Origin of the sequence: Paraburkholderia sp. GAS38, from assembly GCF_050434965.1 — a bacterium.
Lineage (GTDB): Bacteria > Pseudomonadota > Gammaproteobacteria > Burkholderiales > Burkholderiaceae > Paraburkholderia > Paraburkholderia phenazinium_A.
In genome coordinates this window covers 218,389-244,069 of record NZ_JBNDJO010000002.1, presented here as the reverse complement: position 1 = coordinate 244,069, position 25,681 = coordinate 218,389, and the positions used below count along the sequence as shown (strand labels likewise).

Here is a 25,681-nt window from a genome sequence, read left to right as displayed (position 1 = left end):
TTCTTCGCTGATTAGATGCGGGAACAGCCGTGCAGCTCTGCACAGTCGTTCACACAGTTCCAGTAAGGGAAACCTCTGCGGGAACCGGTCGGCAATACCGCGTCGCACTTTTCGCGGCACATGGTCCGAACCTGTGCACAGTCTTCCGTGTCCTTGCACTTCACCATGCCACCGGGCTGTGCCGTGTCACTCCCAAACAGTTTCGCATAAAGCATTGTCCGATGCGAAAGATCAGGCGTCAGGATCGAAAAAGGTACCTTGTTTTGCGCAGCAACCTGCAATTCAACCGGACTATCCGTCATGGGCTGAGAGGACTGCGCACTAAAGTAGAGATCATGCAGGAAGTACGGCCATGCGAGACGCGCCTGGATAAAAGCACAATCCACACACACGGCCCGTGTTTGCCTAACAGGATCAGAGACGAGGGACCGCAACCAGCCAGGCACACCCGGCGCAGGACCAACGGGATCGGCACCCGACTCATAGTTATCAAGCCACTTGTCCGTATCACCACTACTGAGGATCTGCGACGCCTGGCCATAGAGCGTAAGCGTACCGTTACGCAACGCCAGAGTACCGTTAAGTGAATAGGCATAATCTACGGTCAGGATCCGACCGGTACGCCCTGTTTTTATTATCGGCTGTTCGTCGTATCTGAATTGCGTTACACGTCCTCTCGTGTCGTACGTTATCCGCGCTTCCCGGTAGTTGCCGGTCTGCCACGTGACCCGATGGGCAGCATCCCTGTCCTGGTTTCCGAAGAGCCATCCGGAAACCAGGTCCTGCGCAGTATTGAGGTTGCCAGTGGCATCATAAAAATATATCCAGTCAGCGGTCTTGACCTTGTTGACATTGACGGTTGCAGCAACCAGTCTGTTTGCAGCGTCGTAACGGGCACCTATCGTTTCCTGTTGCCCCGAAGCTGTCGCATCGAATCCGCTTTCACCCGTCAGATCGTTCGTAGAGAACTCACTGAAACCAGTGACGTTCCCGTTCTGGTCGTATACGTACGCCTGAACTTTCCCCGGCATCGCGATAGTGGAAGGATGCAGACTGTTCGCGTCAGCGTAGCGGACGGATGTAACAGCCACGCCGGTCGCAGTACGGACTATCGCCTTCACTGGACGCCCGGTTGCGTCGTAACTGTAAACGGCGTTGCGCGCCGGTCGTGTAGTCTCCTGTAGCCTGCCCGAGGCATCCCACCTGAACGCGCTCGACATTGAGCCGTTGCTACCACTTGGGAAAACCTTGTCGACTATCGTCGAAAAAGAAAGCGTCCTCGCACCATTGCTATCCGTTACCGTGGTCGCTCCCAATCCGTAGGATAACTGGACGTTCTTTGTGGTGTCAGGATGATTGACAGCAATTGCTCTACCTTGGCTGTCATATTTCCACGTTGCGATACGGGAGCCAGCTTCGTCGATGATGCCGGTCAGCGCGCGTTTAGAATTGATATCGTCATAGACATGCTGGCGCACGCTCCCATCAGGCCACGTGACGGAGGACAGATTGCCCCAGTAATCGTACTTGTATTGTGTGATACCGCCCGCAGGGTCTGTCAGGCGCTGAATGTGACCATTCTGGTTGTATTCGAGCCGAATGGTCAAATCGTTGACAGCGTTGGTTCCGGGACCATGCTGGGTGATCGCGGTAAGGCGTCCCGATCCATCATAGATTAACGTCCTGACGAACCCGGTCCTGGTTGTCTCCGATAACAAGACACCCTGCGCGGAATACGTTTCCACTGCTTCCGTCACGAGGTCGGTGAGCGACCAGCCAGCGTCACTGCGAGCCAATGCCAGGCCGCTGAAGATGGCGGTTCGCCATGTCCCGCTCGTCAGCGTAAAGGTAATGGGCTCGCCGTTTGGCCTGTACGCATTTACCTTTTGAACGCTATCTCCGTCACCAACGATAGCCAGTTTCCGCTGCCAGTTGTGAAACCAGTTTGCGCCGACGTCCTTGGTGTTTAGCGGGTAAGGAACCGAGCGGTACGTACGCGTAAATGCGAACGGTATCTCATCACCGCTGACAAAGTCATTTTCCGTTGTCGTCACGACGCCACTGGCTGCGAGCACAGGATCGGCCACCGGGCAGGTGTCGTCGGACGGTACACCACCCGTCGAACCGGCACAGTAATCCGCTATATAGCTTCCACAGTTGTAGTAGTTCAGCCAGTTGTAGGGGTCTTCGGATCCATCGTCACCGGGCATGGTGCCGCCGGTCTGCACTGCGCAGTTTGGGGTACCTGGGACACCTTGGGACTTGAAGAACAGGCGCATGCACTGGTCTTCCGTCGCCGCATTGGCATAAGCAACAGAAACCAGCAAGCCTGTTGCCAGGATCAACCGGTCAATCCGGCCCGAGAATCTCATGAAGGGTTTTCGCGCTTTCATTTTTCTCCCTAAATGTTTTATTTAGCTAACGCGCGCAGCAACTCTTAATGAGATCGGGATGACTGGATATCAGACCACTCCTAAAGCTCCTACCTCCCTGCGTTCAAACAAACCTCGCTCTGCACTTCCACAAGACGAAAAAAGGGGTGCCGGAAATGGGCACCCCGAGGAGAATGTTGCGTAAGGACGAGCCACGAATTGCATGGCAGTACGAATTGCTATCCAGAAAGACCGACTTGCTGCTTGGTTCGCCAGCTATTCGCACTGATACGCGTGCGCGGCAGTGCGCAGGCAACACCCGCGAGTGCTAAAAACCCCCAAGCCCCCTGCAAGACAAAAAATTACCCCCTTAACCGAAACTTCCCCACCATCCCCTTCAAAGCCTGAGCCTGATCATCCAGAGACCGGGCAGCAGCGGTAGCCTGCTCGACAAGCGCCGCATTCTGCTGAGTCCCAGCATCCATCTGCGTAACCGCGAGGTTAATCTCCTCGATCCCAGAACTCTGCTCGGCAGAAGCAGCCGAAATCTCTCCCATGATGTCCGTGACGCGCTTCACCGCCTTCACGACCTCATCCATGGTATTCCCGGCATCCTGCGCCAACGCAGACCCGTTCCCCACCCGCTCGACCGACGCGCTGATCAACGCCTTGATCTCCTTGGCCGCCCCCGCGCTGCGCTGCGCCAGATTGCGCACCTCGCCCGCCACCACCGAGAAACCACGCCCCTCCTCGCCCGCGCGCGCCGCCTCGACCGCCGCGTTCAGCGCCAGAATGTTGGTCTGGAAAGCAATCCCCTCAATCACGCCAATGATGTCGCCAATGCTCTTCGCGCTGTCATTGATCTCGCTCATCGTCGCCACCACGCGGCTCACCACCGCGCCACCTTTCTCCGCAATCTCCGAGGCGTTGTTGGCCAGTGTGCTCGCCTGCTTCGCGTTGTCGGCGTTCTGCCGCACCGTCGATGTCAACTGCTCCATGCTGCTCGCCGTACGCTCCAGCGCCATCGCCTGCTGCTCAGTCCGCTGCGACAGGTCCAGGTTGCCCATCGAAATCTCGCCCGACGCCGTCGCAATCGCATCCGCACTCGCGGCAATGTCCGATACCGTCGTCGACAGGCCACTCTGCATGTCATGCAGCGCCGACAACATGCTCGACCGGTCGTTGCGCGCCAGCGCAATCCGGTTCGACAGATCGCCCGCCGCAATCCGGCTCGCAATCTCCTTGGCATACACCGGCTCGCCGCCCAGTTGCCGCGCGAGGCGCCGCACCACCCATTCGCTGACGGCAAACGCCAGCACGATCAGGCCGATCGTCATCGCGGCCATCATCACAAACGACGAGTGGTAAATGAAGGCCGACGCCTCGATGGTCGCCTTCGCCGCCACGCTACGTTGCTCGACCAGCGTGTCGACCATCTTCTCGAGCTTTTCCGTCTCCACCAGCAACGACACGTCCTGCATGCCGACCTGCCAGTTCATCTGCGACAGATCCAGCGGCTGCGCCTTCACCAACGTCACGAAATCGCGCAGGTGACCGCTCCAGGTCGCCACCGCGGCGGCGAATTTCTTCTGCTGCTCGACCTGGGCTGCGTCCGAGCTGTCCACGTACTGTTGCAGCGTGCTCATCTGGGTGGAGATACCCGAGAGACCCTTGTCGATGTCCGCGCCCAGTTCGTCGCGCTCCTTGGCCGTCGTCGCGGTCAGCAACATCTTTTGCGCCCGGCTTGCCCGCAGCACATAACCACGCGCTTCCTCAGCCGCCCGGCTCGCCACATGGCCCTGGTCATAGATGGATTGCGCCGACGCGTTGAGCCGGCTGATCTGGGTCAACGAAAACACCCCGATCACGAGCGTGCCGATCAGCAGCACGGCAAACGCCAGTCGCAGCATCGCCTTGACGGACAAGCCCTTGAGCCGCCCAGCCGGCTGATGCGAAGGCGACGCGCCACCCGCCGGCTCGCCGCCCGCCACGAACCCCACGCCCGGCTGGCTGCCTAGCGAAACTGCTTTCATATTTTGGTCCCCACGTATCGCCTGCCGAAACGGTCGGTTCCGGCATTCCTTGTTATCTCACCGGGTCTACGGCATTTCCGGCTGCAATCTTTAATGCCGCCGGCGCGCAGCGCTCCGTCCCCGTAGGCGCATCGCCTAGTAAGCCATGCCCCCGCGACCGCTTTATACACGGCCAAAATTCGCCTCGGCGGCGTCCCCGGCAACTTGCGCACGCAGCTGGCGCGTGGCAGCCACGCGCCGGCTTGCCCCATCGCGGTGCCGTCTTCGACCGGATTGTTGTCCGGTTCGCGACAAAAGTTGTCCGAACATTTCACGCGAGCCACATTACACTTTGTGAAACATCCTAAAGCGCCGGTCGCTGCGTCGAAATGCCGCTGCAAGCGACTCCGGCCCTCGCTCACCTTTCTCACCTTCTCTCAAGCGTATGGAAACGAGCCTCGACAAAACCGCCCTGGCCGGCGCCGCCTCCGGTCCTGCTGCGTCCCCTCTCGCCACCAAAGCCCAGCGCACGGTCTACTCGGTGCTCGGCGCAATCAGCTTCTCGCACCTGATCAACGACATGATCCAGTCGCTGATCCTCGCGATCTATCCGATGCTGAAGGCCAATTTTTCGCTGTCGTTCGGGCAGATCGGCCTGATCACGCTGACCTACCAGATCACCGCATCGCTGCTGCAGCCGCTCATCGGCATCTATACCGACAAGCACCCGAAGCCCTATTCCCTGCCCGTCGGCATGGGTTTTACGCTGGCCGGTTTGCTGCTGATGTCGGTTGCGCCGAGCTTCGGCATTCTGCTGGTCGCGGCGGCCCTGGTCGGCTGCGGCTCGTCGGTGTTCCATCCTGAGTCGTCGCGGGTGGCGCGCATGGCCTCGGGCGGCCAGCACGGCCTCGCCCAGTCGCTGTTCCAGGTGGGCGGCAACGCCGGCTCGTCGCTGGGGCCGTTGCTCGCCGCGCTGATCATCATCCCGCACGGCCAGCGCAGCATTGCGTGGGTGTCGGTGGCGGCGCTGGTGGCGATCTTCGTGCTCACGCAGATCGGCCGCTGGTACAAGCGCCATCCGGCCACCAGTAAGGCGCGCGGGGCGCAGGCCGGCCACGCCACGCTGTCGCGCAGCAAGGTGCTGTTTGCGATGGGCGTGCTGGTGCTGCTGGTGTTCTCGAAGTACTTCTATCTCGCCAGCATCAACAGCTACTTCACCTTCTATCTGATCGCCAAGTTCCATCTGCCGGTGCAAGCCGCGCAGGTCCATCTGTTCGTGTTCCTTGCGGCCGTGGCAGCGGGCACCATCATCGGCGGTCCGATCGGCGACCGCATCGGCCGCAAGTATGTGATCTGGGTGTCGATCCTCGGCGTCGCGCCGTTCACGTTACTGCTGCCGTACGCCAACCTGTTCTGGACCGGCGTGCTGACCGTGGTGATCGGCGTGGTGCTGGCATCGGCCTTCTCGGCGATCCTCGTGTATGCGCAGGAGCTGATTCCGGGCAAGGTCGGGATGGTCGCGGGGCTCTTCTTCGGCTTCGCGTTCGGGCTGGGCGGGATCGGCGCGGCGGTGCTCGGTCAACTGGCGGATGCCACCAGCATCGCCTACGTCTACAAAGTCTGCTCGTTCCTGCCGCTGATCGGGGTGCTGACGGTGTTCCTTCCAAACATTGAGGGTAAGCGCGCGAAGGCCTGAACGGTCTCAAAGCGGGGATGAAGGGAAAAGGCGCTGCGGCGCCTTTTTTCATTGGACGCGGCGAGCGATACAGGTCGTCGCGGCGGCGTTTGGAAATATCCGGCGCAACGAGGCGTCTGCGCCCGCCCCTATGGTGAACCCGCGTTGTCCGCGCTGCCAGGCCTGCTCTATGCTGTGCGCAGAAGCACACCCACGCTGCGATGTTCGAAGCTCGATGCCCTGGATCGCCCAGCGTGCGAGGTCTGCCTCGAACGCCCGCTCACCCCAAGCTGCAGGAAGGATCGCCGCCGATGACCCGTTACCGCGAGTTCCACCGCCGTTCCATCGAAGCCCCCGAAGACTTCTGGCGCGACGAAGCGCGACGCATCCATTGGGAGACGCCGTTCGAGACCGTACTCGACCGTTCGAACCCGCCGTTCGCGCGCTGGTTCGTCGGCGGCCGGACCAATCTGTGCCACAACGCCGTGGACCGCCATCTCGCGGAACGGGCGCAGCAAAACGCGCTGGTGTATGTATCGACGGAAACCGGCATCGAACGACGCTACACCTACGCGGAGCTGTACGCGGAAATCAACCGCATGGCCGCGGTGATGCGCTCGCTCGGCGTCAAGCGCGGCGACCGCGTGCTGGTCTACCTGCCGATGATCCCCGAAGCCGTGTTCACGATGCTCGCCTGCGCGCGGCTCGGTGCGATTCACTCGGTGGTGTTCGGCGGCTTCGCGGCGCCGAGTCTCGCCGCGCGCATCGACGATGCGAAGCCGGCGCTGATCGTCACCGCCGACGCCGGCGCGCGCGGCGGCAAGGTGATCGACTACACGCCGCTCGTCGACGAAGCGCTCGCCCGCGCGCAACACAAGCCGCCGCACGTGCTGCGGATCGACCGGCAGCTCGCGCCCGAGCGCCTGAACGCCAGCTACCTCGTCGACTACGAGCCGCTGCGCGAACAGTTTTTCGACGCCCATGTGCCGTGCGAGTGGCTGGAGTCCAACGAGCCGTCGTATGTGCTCTACACCTCAGGCACGACCGGACGGCCCAAAGGCGTGGTGCGCGACGTGGGCGGCTATGCGGTGGCGCTGGCGGCATCCATGGAGTACATCTTCGAGGGCCGCGCGGGGGACACCATGTTCACCGCGTCGGACATCGGCTGGGTGGTCGGCCATAGCTACATCATCTATGCGCCGTTGATCGCGGGCCTGACCACCGTGATGTACGAAGGCACCCCGATCCGCCCGGACGGCGGCATCTGGTGGCGGCTCGTCGAGCAGCATCGGATCAACCTGATGTTCACCGCGCCGACCGCCTTGCGCGTCCTCAAGAAACAGGACCCGGCGCTGCTGAAGAAATCCAATCTGTCGAGCTTGCGCACCCTGTTCCTCGCCGGTGAGCCTCTTGACGAACCGACCGCCTCATGGATCGCCGACGCGCTCGGCAAACCGGTGGTCGACAACTACTGGCAGACCGAGACCGGCTGGCCGATGCTGGCGATCCAGCGCGGCGTCGAAGCGCTACCGCCGAAGCTGGGTTCGCCGGGCGTGCCGGTCTACGGCTACAACCTGACGCTGCGCAACGAGCAGACCGGCGAAGTCTGCGCGCCGGGCGAGAAAGGCGTGATCACGCTGGGCTATCCGCTGCCGCCGGGCTGCATGTCGACCGTGTGGGGCGACGACCGGCGCTTCGTCAGCACCTACTGGTCGAGCGTGCCGGACCAGCAGCTCTATTCGACCTTCGACTGGGGTATCCAGGATGCCAACGGCTACGTGACGATCCTCGGCCGCACCGACGATGTGATCAACGTGGCGGGCCATCGTCTCGGCACGCGGGAGATCGAGGAAGCGTTGTCGAGCCATACGGCGGTGGCTGAAGTCGCGGTGGTGGGCGTGGCCGATCCGCTGAAGGGCCAGGTGGCGTTGGCGTTCGTCGTGCTGCGCGACGCGGACCGTTATGCGGCTGACGAGGCACGCGCGAAACTGGAGGCCGATCTCATCACCACGGTGGACCGGCAGCTCGGCGCGATTGCGCGGCCGGCGCGGGTGCATATGGTGTCGATGCTGCCGAAGACGCGCTCCGGCAAGCTGCTGCGCCGCGCGATTGCGGCGCTGGCGGAAGGCCGCGATCCAGGCGATCTGCCGACCATCGAAGATGCCGGCGCGTTGCAGCAGGTGCGCGATGCGCTGGCCGCCGGTGGGAAAGCTTAGCCGGCGACAGCGCGCGCCCGCAAAAAGCGCTTCAGGATGCCGTTCGAATACGTCCCGGCGATCTCGGTCAGAAACGACGCGAACGACGTAGGCGCGTGCGCGTCAGCCGTGTCCGAGATCGTGCGCACGATCGCGCACGGCACACCGTATTCATGACACACCTGGGCAATCGCGGCGCCTTCCATTTCGACGGCGAGCGCATCGGGCAAGGCCTCGCGCAGCGCTTCGACGGCCGCCGCACTGGCGACGAACTGATCGCCGCTGATGATGAGCCCCCGATGCACCTGCGGCAGTTGCGTGCCGAAGCGCGCCGCCAGCGCGGGCCCCTCTTCCGCGACAAACTTCCCCGTTGCCGCCGCGAGTTGATCCGCCAGTCCCTGATCCGCGGCGAAGCGTGCGACGCCGAGCAGCGGCACTTCAAAACGCGGAAATAGCGGCGAGGCGTCGAGATCGTGCTGCGTCAGGGAATCGGCCACGACGACGTCGCCAATCCGCACCTCACGTCCCACCCCGCCGGCGACACCCGTGAACACCACCGCCTCGACATCGAACGCATGGATCAGCGCGCTGACCGTCGCGGCCGCCGCCACCTTGCCGATGCGCGCGAGCGTCACGACGCACGGCGCGCCGTGCACGGTGCCGAGGTGATAATCGCGGCGGCCGTGGGTGACCGTGCGCACGCCGGATTCGGCGCGCATGGCCTCGACCAGATCGCCGAGTTCCTGCGGCAAGGCCGCCATGACACCGAGCGGACGACGCCCGCCCGCGGCCCCGGTTTGCGCTGTGCTCATTCGACCGCCTGCAGTTTGGCGACGGCGAGCGCCAGCCACTTCTCGCCATGCCGCTTGAACTTGACCTGTGCCTTGGCATCCGTGCCGCCACCTTCGAGCGCGGTGATCGTGCCTTCGCCGAACTTGGTGTGGAACACTTGCTGACCGACGCGGAAGCCGCTTTCGGCGGCGCGCTGTTCATTGGCGAACGCCGGCAGCGACGCCGGGGTCGACGACGACGGACCGGTGTAACCCGGCCGGGCGAACCAGTCGCGGCCATAGCCGGCGTTGTCGGAACGGCCGCCCCAACGGGCGCCCGCTTCGACCTTGGGCGTGAGCCACTTGAGCGTTTCCTGCGGCAGTTCGTCGAAGAAACGCGAACGGATGTTGTAGCGCGTCTGGCCGTGCAGCATCCGGCTCTGCGCGAAGGAAAGATACAGCCGCTCCTTGGCGCGCGTGATCGCCACATACATCAGACGGCGCTCTTCTTCGAGGCCGTCGGTTTCCATCGCGCTGTTCTCGTGCGGGAAAAGACCTTCTTCGAGACCGGTGATAAACACGGCGGTGAACTCGAGGCCCTTGGCCGCGTGGACCGTCATCAGTTGCACGGCTTCCTGGCCGGCCTGCGCCTGGTTGTCGCCAGCTTCGAGCGAAGCGTGCGAGAGGAAGCCGGCGAGCGGCGTCATCGTATCGGGGTTCTGCGCGGGGTCGGTGAAGTTCGGTGCGTCGAGGACGACGGTGTTGGGGTCGTCGGTCGCGCTCACCAGTTCCGGCGCGGTGGTCGCACCCGGACGCAGCGGGATGGAACGCGCGGGCGTGTCGAGTCCGTAGCCTTCTTCGCTGACGAAAGCGGCCGCCGCGTTGACCAGTTCCTGCAAGTTCTCGAGGCGGTCCTGACCTTCGCGTTCGGTCTGATAAAACTCCGACAGACCGCTGGCGCGCACCACGTACTCGACCGTCTCGGGCAAGCTCATCTGCTGGGTTTCCGCGCGCATCTTGCCGATCAGATTTGCGAAGCCGGCGAGGCTCGAACCCGCCTTGCCGGCGACGTACGGAATCGCCGCCGCCATCGAGCAGTTGTAAAGCCGTGCCGCGTCCGCGAGCTGCTCGATCGAGCGCGCGCCGATTCCTCGAGTCGGGAAATTGACGACGCGCGAAAACGCGGTGTCGTCGTTCGGGTTGTCGATCAGGCGCAGATAGGCGAGCGCGTGCTTGATTTCCTGACGCTCGAAGAAGCGCAGGCCGCCGTACACGCGATAGGCGATACCGGCGTTGACGAGCGTGTGTTCGATGGTGCGCGACTGCGCGTTGCTCCGGTACAGCACGGCGACTTCGCTGCGCGAAGTGCCGGTGCTGATGAGCGCCTTGATTTCCTCGACGATCCAGCCGGCTTCCTGGGTATCGGTGGTGGCTTCGTAGACGCGCACGGGTTCGCCGTGGCCGGCGTCGGTGCGCAGGTTCTTGCCGAGCCGCCGCGAGTTATTGGCGATCAACTGATTGGCCGCATCGAGGATGTGGCCGTGCGAGCGATAGTTCTGCTCGAGCTTGATCAGATGGCGGACATTGAACTCCTGTTCGAAGTCGCGCATGTTGCCGACGTTGGCGCCGCGGAATGCGTAGATGGACTGGTCGTCGTCGCCGACGGCGAAGATGGAGTTGGTCTGCCCGGCGAGCATCTTGAGCCAGGCGTACTGAAGCTTGTTGGTGTCCTGGAACTCGTCGACGAGGATGTGGCGGAAGCGCGCCTGATAGTGAGCACGCAGCGGCGGATTGTGGGCGAGCAGTTCGAAGCAGCGCAGCAGCAGTTCGGGGAAATCGACGACGCCTTCGCGCTGGCACTGCTGGTCGTAGGCTTCGTAGAGTTCGACGAACTTGCGGTTGAAGTTGTCGGTGGCGTCGACGTCTTTGGGGCGCAGGCCCTGCTCTTTGGCGTTGTTGATGAAGTACTGGAGATTTTTCGCCGGGTACTTTTCGTCGTCGATATTCAGGCCCTTCATCAGACGTTTGATCGCGGAGAGCTGGTCGGCGGTATCGAGGATCTGGAAGGTGGCGGGCAGGCCGGCGTCGCGGTGATGGGCGCGCAGCATGCGGTTACAGAGGCCGTGGAAGGTGCCGATCCACATGCCTCGTGTGTCGATGGGGAGGAGCGCTTGCAGGCGCGCCATCATTTCGCGGGCGGCTTTGTTGGTGAAGGTGACCGCGAGGATGGTGGCTGGCGATGCCAGACCTTGCTGGATGAGCCACGCGATGCGGGTGATCAGGACGCGGGTTTTGCCGCTGCCCGCGCCGGCCAGAATCAGCGCCGGTTCGTTCGGGAGCGTTACCGCGGCGTGTTGTTCGGGGTTCAGGTTGTTGAGGAGTTCGGGCATTTTCCAGAGGGTCGGCGGCGGTTCGTTCGTCATTATAAGGTTCGGGGGTGGGTTTGGTTTTTTGGGGTTTTGCCTGCGCGGCGCTTTTGGTGGGTTGCTTACGGGGTTGGCCTTTTTTTGCGTTCCCTCTGGGTCTGCTTGCCTGCGGCGCCTTGGTTTTGGTTGTTTTATCTATGGTGTTGGCCTTTCCTTGCATTCGTATCGGTCTATTTGCGTCGCCCCTGTGCGGGGCGGCACTTACTTTCTTTGCCGCCGCAAAGAAAGTAAGCAAAGAAAGCGGGCTCACACCGCTAGCGTTTAGTGAGCCATCTCGGTCTGCTAGTGGAAACGGCCCAAGATGAGACCCGCCCTCGCATTTCCACCGCTCGTGACACAGCACTCATCCACCCCACTCCGCACTACGTGCGTCGCGGTCGGGTCTGCATGGGAAAGCGAGTTGCTTGCGAGTATCGCGGCGGCGGTGCCGAGTCAGCTTCCGCAGAAGAAGTTGTGCCCCACGGCGGGGCGCGCAGCGCAACGCTGGAACGGATGACGGCCTTGTCACTAACGGCTATGCCGCGAGGGCGCATCTCGTCTTGGGCCGTTCCCACTAGCAGACCTAGATGGCTCACTACGGGCTAGCGGTGGCAGCCCGCTTTCTTTGCTTACTTTCTTTGCGGCGGCAAAGAAAGTAAGTGCCGCCCCGCACAGGGGCGACGCCAATAGACCACTAAGAATGCAAGAAAAGACCAACACCCCAAGAACACAGCCAAAAGCGCAGCGCAAGCCCCCCCCTCCAACCCTTTATAATGAAAGATTCCACCGCATCCCAGACCACGCACAATGAGCGACACCACGCTTGCCAAGAGTTTCGAACCCCACAACATCGAAGCCCAATGGGGCCCGGAGTGGGAAAAACGCGCCTACGCCGCGCCGGCGTTCGCGGAAAACACCAAAAACTTCTCCATCCAGCTCCCGCCGCCCAACGTCACAGGCACCCTCCACATGGGCCACGCCTTCAACCAGACAATCATGGACGGCCTCACCCGCTACCATCGGATGCTCGGCGAAAACACCCTCTGGGTCCCCGGCACCGACCACGCCGGCATCGCCACCCAGATCGTCGTCGAGCGCCAACTGGACGCCCAGAAAGTCTCGCGCCATGACCTCGGCCGCGAAAAGTTCGTCGAACGCGTCTGGGAATGGAAACAGCAGTCCGGCTCCACCATCACCAGCCAGGTCCGCCGTCTCGGCGCCTCCATCGACTGGTCCCGCGAATACTTCACCATGGACGACAAAATGTCCGCCGCCGTGCGCGACGTCTTCGTCCGTCTCTATGAACAGGGCCTGATCTACCGCGGCAAGCGCCTCGTCAACTGGGATCCGGTCCTCATGACCGCCGTCTCCGACCTCGAAGTCGCCAGCGAAGAAGAAAACGGCCATCTCTGGCACATCCAGTACCCCCTCGCCGACGGCTCGGGGCACCTGACAGTCGCCACCACCCGCCCCGAAACCATGCTCGGCGACGTCGCCGTCATGGTTCATCCGGAAGACGAACGCTACGCGCACCTGATCGGCAAGTCCGTCAAGCTGCCGCTCGCCGACCGCGACATCCCCATCATCGCCGACGACTACGTCGACCGCGAATTCGGCACCGGCGTCGTCAAGGTCACCCCCGCGCACGATTTCAACGACTATCAGGTCGGCCAGCGCCACAAGCTGCCGCAAATCGAAATCCTCACGCTCGAAGCGAAGATCAACGACAACGCGCCCGAAAAGTACCGCGGTCTCGATCGCTTCGAAGCACGCAAGCAGGTCGTCGCCGATCTCGAAGCCATCGGTCTGCTCGAATCCGTCAAGCCGCACAAGCTGATGGTGCCGCGCGGCGACCGCACCGGCGTCGTCCTCGAACCGATGCTCACCGACCAATGGTTCGTCGGCATGAGCCGGCCCGCGCCGGAAGGCACCTTCAATCCCGGCAAGTCGATCGCCGAAGCCGCGCTCGACGTCGTACGCAACGGCCAGATCAAGTTCGTGCCGGAAAACTGGACCGCCACGTACTATCAATGGCTCGAAAACATCCAGGACTGGTGTATCTCGCGCCAGCTCTGGTGGGGCCATCAGATTCCCGCCTGGTATGGCGATAACGGCGAAATCTTCGTCGCCAAAACCGAAGAAGAGGCTCACGCGCAAGCCGCCGCCAAGGGTTATACCGGCGCCCTGAAGCGCGACGAAGACGTGCTCGACACGTGGTTCTCGTCGGCGCTGGTGCCGTTCTCGTCGCTCGGCTGGCCGAACCAGACGAAGGAACTGGAAGCCTTCCTGCCGTCATCGGTGCTCGTCACCGGCTTCGACATCATCTTCTTCTGGGTCGCGCGGATGGTCATGATGACCACCCACTTCACCGGCAAGGTGCCTTTCGACACCGTCTACGTGCATGGCCTCGTGCGCGACGCGGAAGGCCAGAAGATGTCGAAGAGCAAGGGCAACACGCTCGACCCGATCGATATCGTCGACGGCATCGGTCTCGACGCCCTCGTCGCCAAGCGCACCACCGGTCTGATGAACCCGAAGCAGGCCGCGTCGATCGAGAAAAAGACCCGCAAGGAATTCCCCGAAGGCATTCCCGCGTTCGGCACCGACGCGCTGCGCTTCACCATGGCGTCGATGGCCACGCTCGGCCGCAACGTCAATTTCGACCTCGCGCGCTGCGAGGGCTACCGCAACTTCTGCAACAAGCTGTGGAACGCCACCCGCTTCGTGCTGATGAACTGCGAAGGCCACGACTGCGGCTTCGGCAAGCCCGCCGACGCGTGCGGCCCGAATGGCGAAGGCAATTGCGGCCCCGGCGCATATCTGGACTTCTCGCAGGCCGATCGCTGGATCGTCTCGCATCTGCAGCGCGTCGAAGCCGAAGTGGCCAAAGGCTTCGCCGACTACCGTTTCGACAATGTGGCCAATGCCCTGTACAAGTTCGTATGGGACGAATACTGTGACTGGTATCTCGAACTCGCCAAGGTGCAGATCCAGAACGGCGCGCCGGAACAGCAGCGCGCCACCCGCCGCACCCTGCTGCGCGTGCTCGAAACCGTGTTGCGCCTGGCACATCCGGTGATTCCGTTCATCACCGAGGCGCTCTGGCAGAAGGTGGCGCCCCTTGCCGACCGTTACCCGCAAGGCAAGGCCGAGGGCGAAGCCTCTATCATGGTGCAGGCTTATCCGCGCCCGGATGCGAGCAAGCTGGACGAAGCCGCCGAGCAATGGGTAGCCGACCTGAAAGCCGTCATCGACGCCTGCCGTAACCTGCGCGGAGAAATGAACCTGTCGCCGGCCACCAAGGTGCCGCTGCTCGCCACCGGCAACGCCGAGCGCCTGCGCACCTTCGCGCCGTACGCCCAGGCGCTGGCCCGGTTGTCGGAAGTGCAGATCATCGCCGACGAGGCCACGCTCGACGCTCAGGCACATGGCGCGCCAATTGCTATCGTAGGCAATGACAAGCTGGTGCTGAAGGTCGAAATCGACGTCGCAGCCGAACGCGAACGCTTGTCGAAAGAGATTGCGCGACTGGGCGCCGAAGTGACGAAATGCAATGCCAAGCTGCAAAATGAGAGCTTCGTCGCCAAGGCCCCGCCCGCAGTCGTTGAGCAAGAGCAGAAAAGGCTGGCAGAATACGAAACGACTATCGGCAAGCTGACCGCGCAACTCGCGCGCCTGCCGGCCTGATTGATGCTCCATGCCTGTGCCTCGGCACAGGCGTAGCCACCAGAGGATTCAGGGGTAAATAACATGCTAAAAGTTACAAAAGCGGTATTTCCGGTAGCAGGTCTTGGCACCCGGTTCCTCCCCGCCACCAAGGCGAGCCCGAAGGAAATGCTGCCCATCGTCGACAAGCCGCTGATCCAGTACGCGGTCGAAGAGGCGATGGCCGCCGGCATCACCGAAATGATCTTCGTCACGGGCCGCAGCAAGCGCGCCATTGAGGACCACTTCGACAAGTCCTACGAAATCGAAGCCGAGCTCGAAGCGCGTGGCAAGGACAAGCTGCTGGAACTGGTGCGCAGCATCAAGCCGAGCCATGTGGACTGCTTCTACGTGCGTCAGCCGGAAGCCCTCGGCCTCGGCCACGCGGTGATGTGCGCCGAAAAGCTGGTGGGCGACAACCCGTTCGCCGTGATCCTCGCGGACGACCTGCTGTACGGCAAGCCCCCCGTGATGGCGCAAATGATCGAGGTGTTCGACCACTATCACAGCTCGGTGATCGGCGTCGAAGAAATCCCGCATTCGGAAACGAAGTCCTACGGTATCGTGGACGGCAAGGAGTGGGAAGACTCGATCATCAAGATGTCGGGCATCGTCGAAAAGCCGGCGCCGGAAGTGGCGCCGTCGAACCTCGGCGTGGTGGGCCGTTACGTGCTCAAGCCGCGGATCTTCGAACATCTGCGCGCGCTGAAGCCAGGTGCCGGCGGCGAACTGCAGTTGACGGATGCGATCCAGTCGCTGCTCGCCGACGAACAGGTCCTCGCCTACAAGTACCACGGCACGCGTTTCGACTGCGGCAGCAAGCTCGGCTATCTGAAGGCGACGGTCGAGTTCGCGCTGCGCCACCCGGAAGTGGCTGCGGACTTCGAAGAGTATCTGCGCACGCGTTCGCCGGTGCTGGAAGGCTGAGCGATCAGTTTGAAGGTTTGCGGTAGACCCGCGGCGAAGGTGCCGGAAGGCGCACCGTAGCACCGAGAAAGGCGCTGTTGTCCTGCATGCCGGGCAACAGCGCCTTTTGTTTTGGGTAAGCACGCAGCGCGGCATGACCATCCCGGCACACGCCTGCGGGATGAGAAAAACGCAGACGATACGTTGTCCGGCGCCCGGTACGGGCAGTTCCTCCACTTTCCCACCCGCCAACGTAGCGCAAAATAGTATATTGACCGGCCGCCTCCGCTTCAAAGACAGTCAAAACGGGAGTCCGACATGCCGCATGAACGGCACTCAAACAATACGATCCAGCACTGGACCGACAAGTGGGTTGCCTCTGTCTCTGACTATTCGATTTTCGCCATTTCGGCGGAGGGCCGGATTCTGAGCTGGAATTCAGGCGCAAGGACGATCCACGGATACGAGGCGGACGAAATCGTCGGCCAGCCGCTAGACCTCCTGTACACCGCCGGAGACCGGCAACGAGGGGTACCTGCAGCCGGCCTCGAGATCGCCCGGCGTAAAGGCCGTCACGACACCGAAGGCTGGCGGATCCGCAAGGACGGCACGACGTTTTGGGCCAGTGTCGTCATTAACGCCCTGCACGCGGAAGATGGGCAACTGGCCGGTTTCGTCAAGATCGTGCGCGACATGACGGATAAAAAAGCCGCCCACGACGCCGTGCTCGAAAGCGAGCGGCGCTTTCGCATTATGGTTCACGGCGTCACCGACTACGCCATCTTCATGCTCTCGCCGGAGGGCCTCGTTACCAACTGGAACTCGGGCGCCCGGCGCATCAAGGGCTACACGGCCGACGAAATCATCGGTTCGCATTTCTCGCGCTTTTACCTGCCCGAGGACGCGGCGGCGGGACTGCCGCAACGCGGGCTCGATGCTGCCGCAAAGGACGGGCGCTTCGAAGCGGAAGGCTGGCGGGTCCGGAAAGACGGTACGCGCTTCTGGGCGCACGTCGTAATAGACGCGATCCGCGAAGACGACGGCACGCTGGCCGGCTTTGCCAAGATCACCCGCGACATTACCGAGCGGATGGAGTCGAACCGGCTGCTCGAAGACGCACGGAAGGCGCTGTTCCAGTCGCAAAAGATGGAGGCGATCGGCAAGCTGACGGGCGGCGTGGCGCACGACTTCAACAATGTCCTGCAGGTCTTGCGCGGCAACCTCGAACTGCTGGACAAGCGTCATGCCGGCGACGTCTGGACGCGCGAACGGCTCGACAAGGCCCTCGACGCCGTCGAGCGCGGCGCGAAGCTCGCCTCGCAACTGCTCGCGTTCGGTCGCCAGCAACCTTTGCAACCGGTGGTGATCAACCTCGCACCCGCGATCCGCGGCATGGACGACCTGCTGCGGCGCGCCCTCGGCGAGACCATCGAAATGGAAACGGTGGTGGCCGGCGGTCTGTGGAACACGCTGGTGGACATCCATCAGCTCGAAAACGTCATCCTGAATCTGGCGATCAACGCGCGCGACGCGATGCCCGACGGCGGCAAGCTGACCATGGAACTCGCCAACGCGATGCTTGACGACCAGTACGTGACGGGAGTCCCCGACGTGCCTGCCGGTCAATACGTCATGCTGGCCGTGACCGACACCGGCACGGGCATGCCGCCCGAGGTGGTCGAGCAGGCCTTCGAGCCGTTTTTCACCACCAAGGCGGAGGGCCAGGGAACCGGCCTGGGCTTGAGCACGGCCTATGGCTTCGTGCGACAAAGCGGCGGACACGCCCGGATCTACAGCGAGGTGGGATACGGTACGACCATCAGGATCTACCTGCCGCGTTCGACCGAAACTGCCGTCGAACCGCCGCCGCGACCGAGCGTCAAGCTGCAGGGCGGCACTGAAACGATCCTCGTCGTGGAAGACGACCTGAAGGTGCAATCCACGGTGGTCGACACGCTATCCGGCCTGGGCTACCGCGTACTGAAGGCGGACAGCACGGAGGAGGCGCTGACGGTCATTCGCAGCGGCGTTCACCTCGACCTGCTGTTCACCGATGTCGTCATGCCGGGCTTGCCGCGCAGTCCCGAGATGGTGGCCCAGGCGGTACGGCTCCTGCCGGGCCTGAAGGTGCTGTTTACGTCCGGCTATACGCAGAACGCGATTGTGCACGGCGGACGGCTGGACCCCGGCGTCGAGCTGTTGAGCAAGCCCTACAGCCGCGAACAACTCGCCGCCAAGATTCGCCAGATGCTGCGCGCCACCGGCGCGACCGAACCCGACCGGCCGGCAACCCTAGCCGCAGCGCACGCGCGCACGCCAGGTCTGCGCGTGCTGCTGGTCGACGACGACGTTGCCTTGCTGGAGGCCACGAGCGAATTGATCAGGATGCTCGGTCACGAGCCGGTGATAACCGGTTCGCCGGACGAGGCGCTGCGCTGGCTCGGCGAGCGGACCTTCGACGTGCTGCTCGCCGATCTCGCCATTCCGGGCAAGTCGGGTATCGAACTGGCGGCAAAAGCGGTGCAATTGCGGCCGGCGTTGCGCGTGATCTTCGCCTCGGGCAACGAAATGCCCGACGCGCCGGCGCTGACATTCAACTGGAAGGCCTTGCGCAAGCCCTATACGTTAGACCAACTGAGCAAGGTCCTGGACAGTTCCCGGCCTTGATGGATAGAGCATGCGCCGCGCCGCTCAGCGGCGCCGCATCAGGAACACGAACACCTTGTCCTGGCTCGACACTTCGACGATCTCATTGCCGGTCTGTTTGGCGAACGCGGCGAAATCGCGCTGCGAGCCGGGATCGGTTGCAAGCACCTTGAGGATCTGGCCGCTTTCCATGTCGGCGAGCGCCTTCTTGGCGCGCAAAATGGGGAGCGGGCAATTCAGCCCGCGCGCATCGACTTCCTTGTGAACCTGAATTTGCATCGACGATGACCTTCGGGATGAGGCGCCGCGAACGGCGCCGGACAGAGGGGCAATTCTACCGCAGCCGTCATATCCACGCCGGAAGCGGCCTGGATATGAGCGCCATCGCAGAGGCGCCCGCGCAGCGCCTTTGCCGCCCCTCGCGCCCCGTTACAGCGTCACCGCCTGCCCGGTCTGCAGCGACTGCCGCAGCGCGCTGCCGATGCGCGTCGCCTCCAGCGCGTCGGCCAGTGTCGCGCCCGCGGACGCCCCGCCCTGCACCGCCGCGACGAACGCCCGCGCTTCGTACAGAAACGCGTCTTCGAAGCGGTCGAAGAAGGTCGGCGTGCATTCGTTGCGAATGCCGGTGGCGTCGGTAATTTCCACGCGGTTCGAACGCGGATTGTGACCGATCGACAACGCACCTGCCGTGCCGATCACCTCGCTGCCGCTGTCGTTGCCGTGCGCCATCGTGCGCGAGGCGTAGAACATCGCGAGACGCCCGTCCTCGAATTCGCAGATCGCCACGCCATTGTCGACGTCGCCGAATTCGCGCAGCCCTTCATGCAGCGCGATCGTGCCGCTCGCAAACACGCGCCTGGCGCGCGGCTTGCCGAGCAGCCAGCGTGCGACGTCGATGTCGTGTACCGTGCAGTCGAGAAAAATCCCGCCCGAGGTCGGCGCGAAGCGCACGAAAAAACCATCGGGATCGTTCTTGTCGGTGGTCTGCGAACGCACCATGAACGGCCGGCCGATCACCCCCGCCTCGATCTTGTCGAACGCGTCGCGATAGCTCGGATCGAAGCGGCGCATGAAGCCGATGGTGGCCTGCAGATGCGGGTGCCGTCCGGCTTCCGCGAGCACGCGCTCGCACTCCGCCAGATCCAGCGAGAGCGGTTTCTCGCAGAACACATGCTTGCCGGCGCGCAGCGCGTCGACGATCTGTTGCGCATGCAGCGCCGAGGGCGTGACGAGCCACACCGCGTCGACGTCGCGGTCCGCCAGCAACGCGGCGTAGTCTTTGTACAGACGCGGTGCCGGCAACGCTTCGCCGGCCCATGCCAGTTCGTCTTCCACGGGACTGCAGGCGGCGACCAGCGCCGCGCCCGGCACACGATACGCCAGGTTCTCCGCGTGACGCTTGCCGAGCCGCCCGAGCCCGACCACACCCACACGCACGGGCGCGCGATTGGAGGCTGTCGTCATCATGCGCTCTCCCCAAGACGCACCGGCCGTCCTTCGCGCCACGAACGGGTTGCGGCATCGGCCAGTTCCAGCGCCTTCAGTCCGTCCGCCACGGTGGTGCGAACCGGCTTGCCTTGCGTGACCGCTTCGAAGAAATGCGCGATTTCCGCGGCGTACGCCGCGCGATAGCGTTCGAGGAAGAACGCTTCGGGCACGTCGCTCGACACTTCCGTCTTCGAATACGCCACGACTTCCGTAGGACGCACGTTGCCGGCTTGCAGCATGCCGGTACTGCCCAGTACTTCGAAGCGTTGGTCGTAGCCGTAGGCCGCGCGCCGCGCCGTGTTGATCTGGCACAGGCGCCCGCTCTTCGTGCGGATCGTCACGGCCGTGGCGTCGATGTCGCCCGCCTCGGCGATCGCCGGGTCGCTCAGACAACTGCCGGTGGCATGCAGCGTCTCGGCTTCGTCGTCGAGAATCCAGCGGAAAATATCGAAGTCGTGGATCAGCATGTCCTTGAAGATGCCGCCCGAGTGCTTGATGTACTCGACGGGCGGTGCGCCCGGATCGCGGCTCGTGACGATCAGCATTTCCGGCGTGCCGATCTCGCCCGCATCGATGCGCGCCTTCAAGGCGGCGAAGGTCGGATCGAAGCGGCGCTGAAAGCCGATCATGCACACCACGCCCGCGCGTTCCACAGCCTGCGCGCAGGTGCGCGCGCGTTCGAGCGTGAGATCCACGGGTTTCTCGCAGAACACGTGTTTCTTCTGCGCCGCCGAGTACTGGATCAGGTCCGCGTGGGTGTCCGTGCTCGAACAGATCACCGTCGCGCCGATCGACGCGTCGCCCATGGCGCCGTCGATATCCGCCACCTGTGCGCCGTGCAAGGCGGCCAGCGACGCCGCCGCGTCCTTGTTCACGTCCACCACATACTTGAGCCGCACGCCCGGTTGCCGCGCCAGATTAGCCGCATGAATCCGGCCGATGCGTCCCGCACCGAACACCGCTACGTCGATTGTCTTGCCGCCTGCCACGTCAGTCATCGTATCCTCCAGTGTCTTTCGATTCTTCTACGTTTAATTCCAGCTTGTACGCGAGCGCGATGAACAGCGCCTGGCACAAACAGATGGTGCTGGTGAGCGAGCGGAACGCAAACGCACTCCCCTCTTTCACATAAAGTTGCGTGGTGGCGTAGCGCGCGAGCGGCGACAACTGACTGTCGGTGATCACAAGCGTCTTCGCCTGATGGTGATGCGCCACACGTAAGCAGTACTGCGTTTCCTTACCGTACGGCGCAAAGCTGATCGCGATCACCACGTCGCCCTTGCGGACGCTGCGGATCTGCTCGCGATACATGCCGCCGAAACCGGATACCAGATGCACGCGCTTGGGCGTGTGCTGCAGCGCGTAGACGATATAGCTCGCCACCGGAAACGAACGCCGCACTCCGACCACGTAGATGTTGTCGGCCTGCTGCAGCATCTTCACGGCTGCGTCGAACTCCGTGTCGTCGAGGCCCGCTTCGAGTTCTTCGAGTCCGCCGCGCGAGGCCGCGATGAATTCGCGCGCCACCGCGCCGCCCGAAAGCGCGCCCGGCTTTTCGTCGATCAGCTTGCGGATACGCTGCTGATAGCTCGGCGACGACGTGCCCTGCCCCGTGTACGCCTGACGAAACACCGCCTGCAGATCGGAGAAACCCGAGAAGCCGAAGCGCTGCGCAAAACGCACGACCGCCGACGGATGCACGCCGCAGCTCGCGGCGATATCGCTGGTGCGATCCACCATCACGCTCGAGCGATGCTGCTCGATATAGGTCGCGACACTCTTCAACTGGCGCGGCAACGACTCGTAGTTTTCTGCGATGCGCTGCATCAAATCGTCGACGCTCGGCAATTCTTCTGTGCTGTCTTCCGCCATGGCTGTTCCTTTGCTGCCTTATTGCGCTGCAAAACGGCCCCCACAAAGGCTCTATGCACCGCACTGACGCTGCCGATTATAGGCAGGCACCCCGTCAAATGGAACATATTTTCCATTTTTCTTTGTCATGAAATTTTCATTGCAACACGACGGAAGATGGCCTAATCTTGGTTCTGAGCGATGGTGTTGCGAGCTGCGCGATAGCGCGAAGAGGGCTCGCAGGTATGAGGAAAGACCAGACGCTCCCTTCAATAACGAAGACCGAGAAAGGTGGAGACAATGAGACTTTGTAATGGCAAGGCAACGCTGAGGATTCTGGTAGCGGCACTGGCACTGACGGCGGGATTGGCCGCCACAACCGCGGCCCGCGCGGCCGATGCGCACTTCGTGTTGATCAGCCACGCGCCGGATTCCGATTCCTGGTGGAACACCATCAAGAACGCCATCAAACAGGCCGACGAGGACTTCAACGTCGAGACCGACTACCGCAACCCGCCTAACGGCGACATCGCCGACATGGCCCGCCTGATCGAACAGGCCGCGGCTCGCAATTACGACGGCGTGATCGTCACCATCGCCGATTACGATGTGCTGAAGGGCTCGATCGGCAAGGTCACCGAGAAGCACATTCCGCTGGTGACCATCAACTCGGGCACCGAGCAGCAGAGCGCCGACCTGGGCGCGATCATGCACATCGGCCAGCCTGAATACACCGCGGGCAAAGCCGCCGGCGAAAAGGCCAAGGCTGCCGGCGTCAAGTCGTTCCTGTGCGTGAACCACTACGCCACCAACCCGGCCTCGTTCGAACGCTGCCGCGGCTTTGCCGACGCGCTCGGCGTCGACTTCAAGACCTCCACGCTCGACGCCGGCACGGACCCGACCGGCATCCAGTCGAAGGTGAGCGCGTATCTGCGCAATCACCCGGACACCGGCGGCGTGCTCGCCCTCGGGCCGCTTTCGGCGGCGCCGACCATCAAGGCGCTGCAGCAGATGGGTCTGGCCGGCAAGCTGTGGTTCGCAACCTTCGACTTTGACGACGACATCGCCAAGGCCATCAAGGACGGCACGATCAAGTTCGCCATCGACCAGCAACCGTACCTGCAGGGTTACATCGCGGTAGCGGTGCTGGCCATCGCCAGGCACGACCACACCACCGACCCGGTGAAGATCCGCGAGGCCCTGCAGGCCAACCCGAAGTTCCAGGCACGTCTGTCCACCTACGGTCTTGCCCCTTCCTACGGGCCGCGCAATATCGGCTCGGGCCCGGGCTTCATTACCAAGGAGAATATCGACAAGGTGATCAAGTACGCAGGTCAGTACCGCTAATCAATGTCGCATTGACTTCGGGCACGAGAGAGCCGTCCCCGCAGGCATGAAGGAAGCGCGTGCGGTCAGCCGCCACGGGCCGGGCCGCACCCGCCTCCCTTCGCAGGGTTTCATTCGCACTTCACTGCACTTCACTTGCATCAAGCGCCTTTCAGCGAAGCGTCGTCACGACGCCTTCCGCCGGCGCATCAAGGAGAGCTTCAATGGGCGTCGCCAACCCCTTCCACGCCAAACATCCCCCTTCCGAGCAGGATGCCGCAGCAGCTGCGGCAGCGGGCTCCGCAGCAGTATCGGACGAGCGCGTGCGTCGCGAATCGTGGTTCAAACACCTGTTGAGCCGTCCGGAATTCGCCGCGCTTGCCGGCACCGTAATGGTGTTCCTGGTGTTCGGTCTGTCCGCCGGCAACTCCGGCATGTTCAACCTCGACGGCGTGATGAACTGGTCGCAGGTGGCCGCGTATCTCGGCATCATCTCGGTGGGCGCATGTCTCCTGATGATCGCCGGCGAGTTCGACCTCTCGATCGGCTCGATGATCGGCTTTTCCGGCATGATGGTCGCGCTGCCCACCATGTACTTTCACTGGCCGATCGCGCTGTCCATCGTATTCGCGTTCGCCGGTTCGATGCTGCTCGGCGCGCTCAACGGCTATCTGGTGATGCGCACCCGGCTGCCCTCCTTCATCGTCACGCTGGCCTTCCTGTTTATCCTGCGCGGCCTCACGCTTGCGCTCTCGGTGATGTTTGCCGACCGCACCATCATCTCCGGCGTCGGCGACGTCGCCGCGCACGACTGGCTCGCGCATGCGCTGTTTCAGGGCGTCGCCTTCAAGGGCCTGTTTACCTGGCTCGGACATATCGGCGTGGTCAAGCTGCTCGACAGCGGCCTTCCTCTCGTACCTGGGATTCCGAAAGTCATCCTGTGGTGGTTCGCGCTGGCCGCGGTCTGCGCCTTCATCCTTGCCAAGACGCAGTTCGGCAACTGGATCTTTGCGGTGGGCGGCGATTCCAATGCGGCAAAGAACGTCGGCGTGCCGGTGCGCCGCGTGAAAATCTCGCTGTTCGTCCTGACCGCGTTCTGCTCCTGCCTCTATTCGGTGCTGCAAGTGTGCGACATCGGCTCGGCAGCCGCCGACCGCGGTCTGCAGGCGGAATTCGAAGCCATCATCGCGGCGGTGATCGGCGGCACCTTGTTGACCGGCGGCTACGGTTCGGTGGTCGGCGCATCCTTCGGGGCACTGATCTTCGGCGTCGTGCAGATCGGCATCACGTATACGAACATCGATTCGGACTGGTTCCGTGTGTTCCTCGGCGCCATGTTGCTGTTCGCGGTGCTGTTTAACCACTACGTGCGCAGCCGCGTCGCAGCGTCCCGCTAATCGAGGAGTCCACGATGAACACCCCCTTGAATACGACACCGGGTACGGCTGCGGGTTTGCCCCAGGCCGCGGACACCGACTACATCCTCGCGCTCGAAAACGTCAGCCGCTATTTCGGCAACGTGATTGCGCTGAAGGACATCACCCTGCGGTTGAAACGCGGCGAAGTGCATTGCCTGTTAGGCGACAACGGCGCCGGCAAGTCCACCTTGATCAAGACGCTCGCCGGCGTGCACCAGCCGAGCGAAGGCACCTACCTCGTCGACGGCAAGCCGGTGCGTTTCACCTCGCCTAAAGACGCACTCGATCTCGGCATCGCCACCGTCTATCAGGATCTCGCGCTGGTGCCGCTGCTGTCGGTGGCGCGCAACTTCTTCATGGGACGCGAGCCGCAGAAAAAGCTGTTCGGCTTCATCAACGTGATGGACCTGGACCATTGCGCGACCGCCTCGCGCGACAAGCTCGCCGAAATGGGCATCAATGTGCGCGACCCGCATCAGCCGATCGGCACCATGTCGGGCGGCGAGAAGCAGTGCCTCGCGATTGCGCGGGCGATTCACTTCGGCGCGCGCGTGCTGATTCTCGACGAACCGACCGCGGCGCTCGGCGTGAAGCAAAGTTTCAACGTGCTGAAGCTGATCCACACCGCGCGTGCCAAAGGCATTTCGGTGATCTTCATCACGCACAACGTACATCACGCCTACCCGATCGGCGATTCGTTCACGCTGCTCAATCGCGGCAAGTCGCTCGGCACCTTCACCAAGGACACCATCAGCAAGGACGAAGTGCTCGACATGATGGCCGGCGGCGCCGAGATGCAGAAGATGATCGGCGAACTCGAAGGCGCGACGATCTGATTTGCGCCACGCGGCGCTCGCACGGCTTAAGCCCTGCCCTGCGCTCGCCGCGTGCCCCCTTGCCGTCAGTCCAGCG

16 protein-coding genes are annotated in these 25,681 nt (G+C 63.0%); 8 read left to right on the top strand and 8 right to left on the bottom strand.

Annotated features, from left to right (window positions below; translation table 11 throughout):
• Positions 1–11: 11 nt before the first annotated feature.
• Both P3T42_RS05275 and P3T42_RS05270 read right to left on the bottom strand, forming a co-directional pair.
• Positions 12–2,393: a DUF6531 domain-containing protein gene (locus P3T42_RS05275; RefSeq protein WP_429305356.1), complete on the bottom strand. Its 2,382-nt coding sequence runs from the start codon at positions 2,391–2,393 to the stop codon at positions 12–14.
• A 341-nt stretch (positions 2,394–2,734) separates the two neighbouring features.
• Positions 2,735–4,405 carry a methyl-accepting chemotaxis protein gene (locus tag P3T42_RS05270; RefSeq protein ID WP_074300175.1) on the bottom strand — a complete coding sequence of 557 codons (1,671 nt, stop codon included), beginning with the start codon at positions 4,403–4,405 and terminating at the stop codon, positions 2,735–2,737.
• Positions 4,406–4,829: 424 nt separating this feature from the next.
• Here P3T42_RS05270 and P3T42_RS05265 point away from each other — a divergent pair, with 424 nt between their 5' ends.
• Positions 4,830–6,080 (top strand): MFS transporter, encoded by a 1,251-nt coding sequence (locus P3T42_RS05265; protein WP_429305355.1) that lies wholly within the window; start codon positions 4,830–4,832, stop codon positions 6,078–6,080.
• Positions 6,081–6,370: 290 nt separating this feature from the next.
• Positions 6,371–8,275: a propionate--CoA ligase gene (locus P3T42_RS05260; RefSeq protein ID WP_253190210.1), complete on the top strand. Its 1,905-nt coding sequence runs from the start codon at positions 6,371–6,373 to the stop codon at positions 8,273–8,275.
• Here P3T42_RS05260 and P3T42_RS05255 read toward each other — a convergent pair.
• Both P3T42_RS05255 and P3T42_RS05250 read right to left on the bottom strand, forming a co-directional pair.
• Complete coding sequence (locus tag P3T42_RS05255; RefSeq protein ID WP_429305354.1) at positions 8,272–9,066, bottom strand: 5'-methylthioadenosine/adenosylhomocysteine nucleosidase; 795 nt, start codon at positions 9,064–9,066, stop codon at positions 8,272–8,274. The two genes, P3T42_RS05260 and P3T42_RS05255, sit on opposite strands and share 4 nt — an antisense overlap.
• On the bottom strand, positions 9,063–11,414 hold the full coding sequence (locus tag P3T42_RS05250) for a UvrD-helicase domain-containing protein (protein WP_429305616.1): 2,352 nt from the start codon (positions 11,412–11,414) through the stop codon (positions 9,063–9,065). The genes P3T42_RS05255 and P3T42_RS05250 overlap by 4 nt, the downstream gene beginning before the upstream one ends.
• 822 nt (positions 11,415–12,236) lie before the next feature.
• Here P3T42_RS05250 and P3T42_RS05245 point away from each other — a divergent pair.
• The 3 genes from P3T42_RS05245 (at position 12,237) to P3T42_RS05235 (ending at position 18,707) form a co-directional block, all read left to right on the top strand.
• Positions 12,237–15,116, top strand: a complete 2,880-nt coding sequence (locus P3T42_RS05245) for a valine--tRNA ligase (protein ID WP_429305353.1) — start codon at positions 12,237–12,239, stop codon at positions 15,114–15,116.
• A gap of 63 nt (positions 15,117–15,179) precedes the next feature.
• On the top strand, positions 15,180–16,061 hold the full coding sequence (gene galU / locus P3T42_RS05240) for a UTP--glucose-1-phosphate uridylyltransferase GalU (RefSeq protein WP_074263933.1): 882 nt from the start codon (positions 15,180–15,182) through the stop codon (positions 16,059–16,061).
• A 297-nt stretch (positions 16,062–16,358) separates the two neighbouring features.
• Positions 16,359–18,707 carry a PAS domain S-box protein gene (locus P3T42_RS05235; RefSeq protein ID WP_429305352.1) on the top strand — a complete coding sequence of 783 codons (2,349 nt, stop codon included), beginning with the start codon at positions 16,359–16,361 and terminating at the stop codon, positions 18,705–18,707.
• Between the two features lie 24 nt (positions 18,708–18,731).
• Here the strand turns inward: P3T42_RS05235 and P3T42_RS05230 are convergent, their stop codons facing one another.
• From P3T42_RS05230 to P3T42_RS05215, 4 genes are all read right to left on the bottom strand, one after another.
• Positions 18,732–18,959 (bottom strand): sulfurtransferase TusA family protein, encoded by a 228-nt coding sequence (locus P3T42_RS05230; RefSeq protein WP_074301701.1) that lies wholly within the window; start codon positions 18,957–18,959, stop codon positions 18,732–18,734.
• Between the two features lie 156 nt (positions 18,960–19,115).
• The gene (locus tag P3T42_RS05225) at positions 19,116–20,150 is read right to left on the bottom strand and encodes a Gfo/Idh/MocA family oxidoreductase (protein ID WP_429305615.1); all 1,035 of its coding nucleotides are present in this window, start codon (positions 20,148–20,150) and stop codon (positions 19,116–19,118) included.
• Positions 20,150–21,172, bottom strand: a complete 1,023-nt coding sequence (gene iolG, locus P3T42_RS05220) for an inositol 2-dehydrogenase (RefSeq protein WP_074300182.1) — start codon at positions 21,170–21,172, stop codon at positions 20,150–20,152. Before iolG ends, P3T42_RS05225 begins: the two co-directional genes overlap by 1 nt.
• On the bottom strand, positions 21,165–22,046 hold the full coding sequence (locus tag P3T42_RS05215; RefSeq protein WP_074300183.1) for a MurR/RpiR family transcriptional regulator: 882 nt from the start codon (positions 22,044–22,046) through the stop codon (positions 21,165–21,167). The genes iolG and P3T42_RS05215 overlap by 8 nt, the downstream gene beginning before the upstream one ends.
• A gap of 279 nt (positions 22,047–22,325) precedes the next feature.
• Here P3T42_RS05215 and P3T42_RS05210 point away from each other — a divergent pair, with 279 nt between their 5' ends.
• The 3 genes from P3T42_RS05210 (at position 22,326) to P3T42_RS05200 (ending at position 25,605) form a co-directional block, all read left to right on the top strand.
• On the top strand, positions 22,326–23,372 hold the full coding sequence (locus tag P3T42_RS05210) for a sugar ABC transporter substrate-binding protein (protein ID WP_074300184.1): 1,047 nt from the start codon (positions 22,326–22,328) through the stop codon (positions 23,370–23,372).
• A 203-nt stretch (positions 23,373–23,575) separates the two neighbouring features.
• Positions 23,576–24,748: an ABC transporter permease gene (locus P3T42_RS05205; protein ID WP_429305351.1), complete on the top strand. Its 1,173-nt coding sequence runs from the start codon at positions 23,576–23,578 to the stop codon at positions 24,746–24,748.
• Positions 24,749–24,762: 14 nt separating this feature from the next.
• Entirely contained in the window at positions 24,763–25,605 is an 843-nt protein-coding gene (locus P3T42_RS05200; protein WP_253190211.1) for an ATP-binding cassette domain-containing protein, read from the top strand.
• Positions 25,606–25,681: the final 76 nt, after the last annotated feature.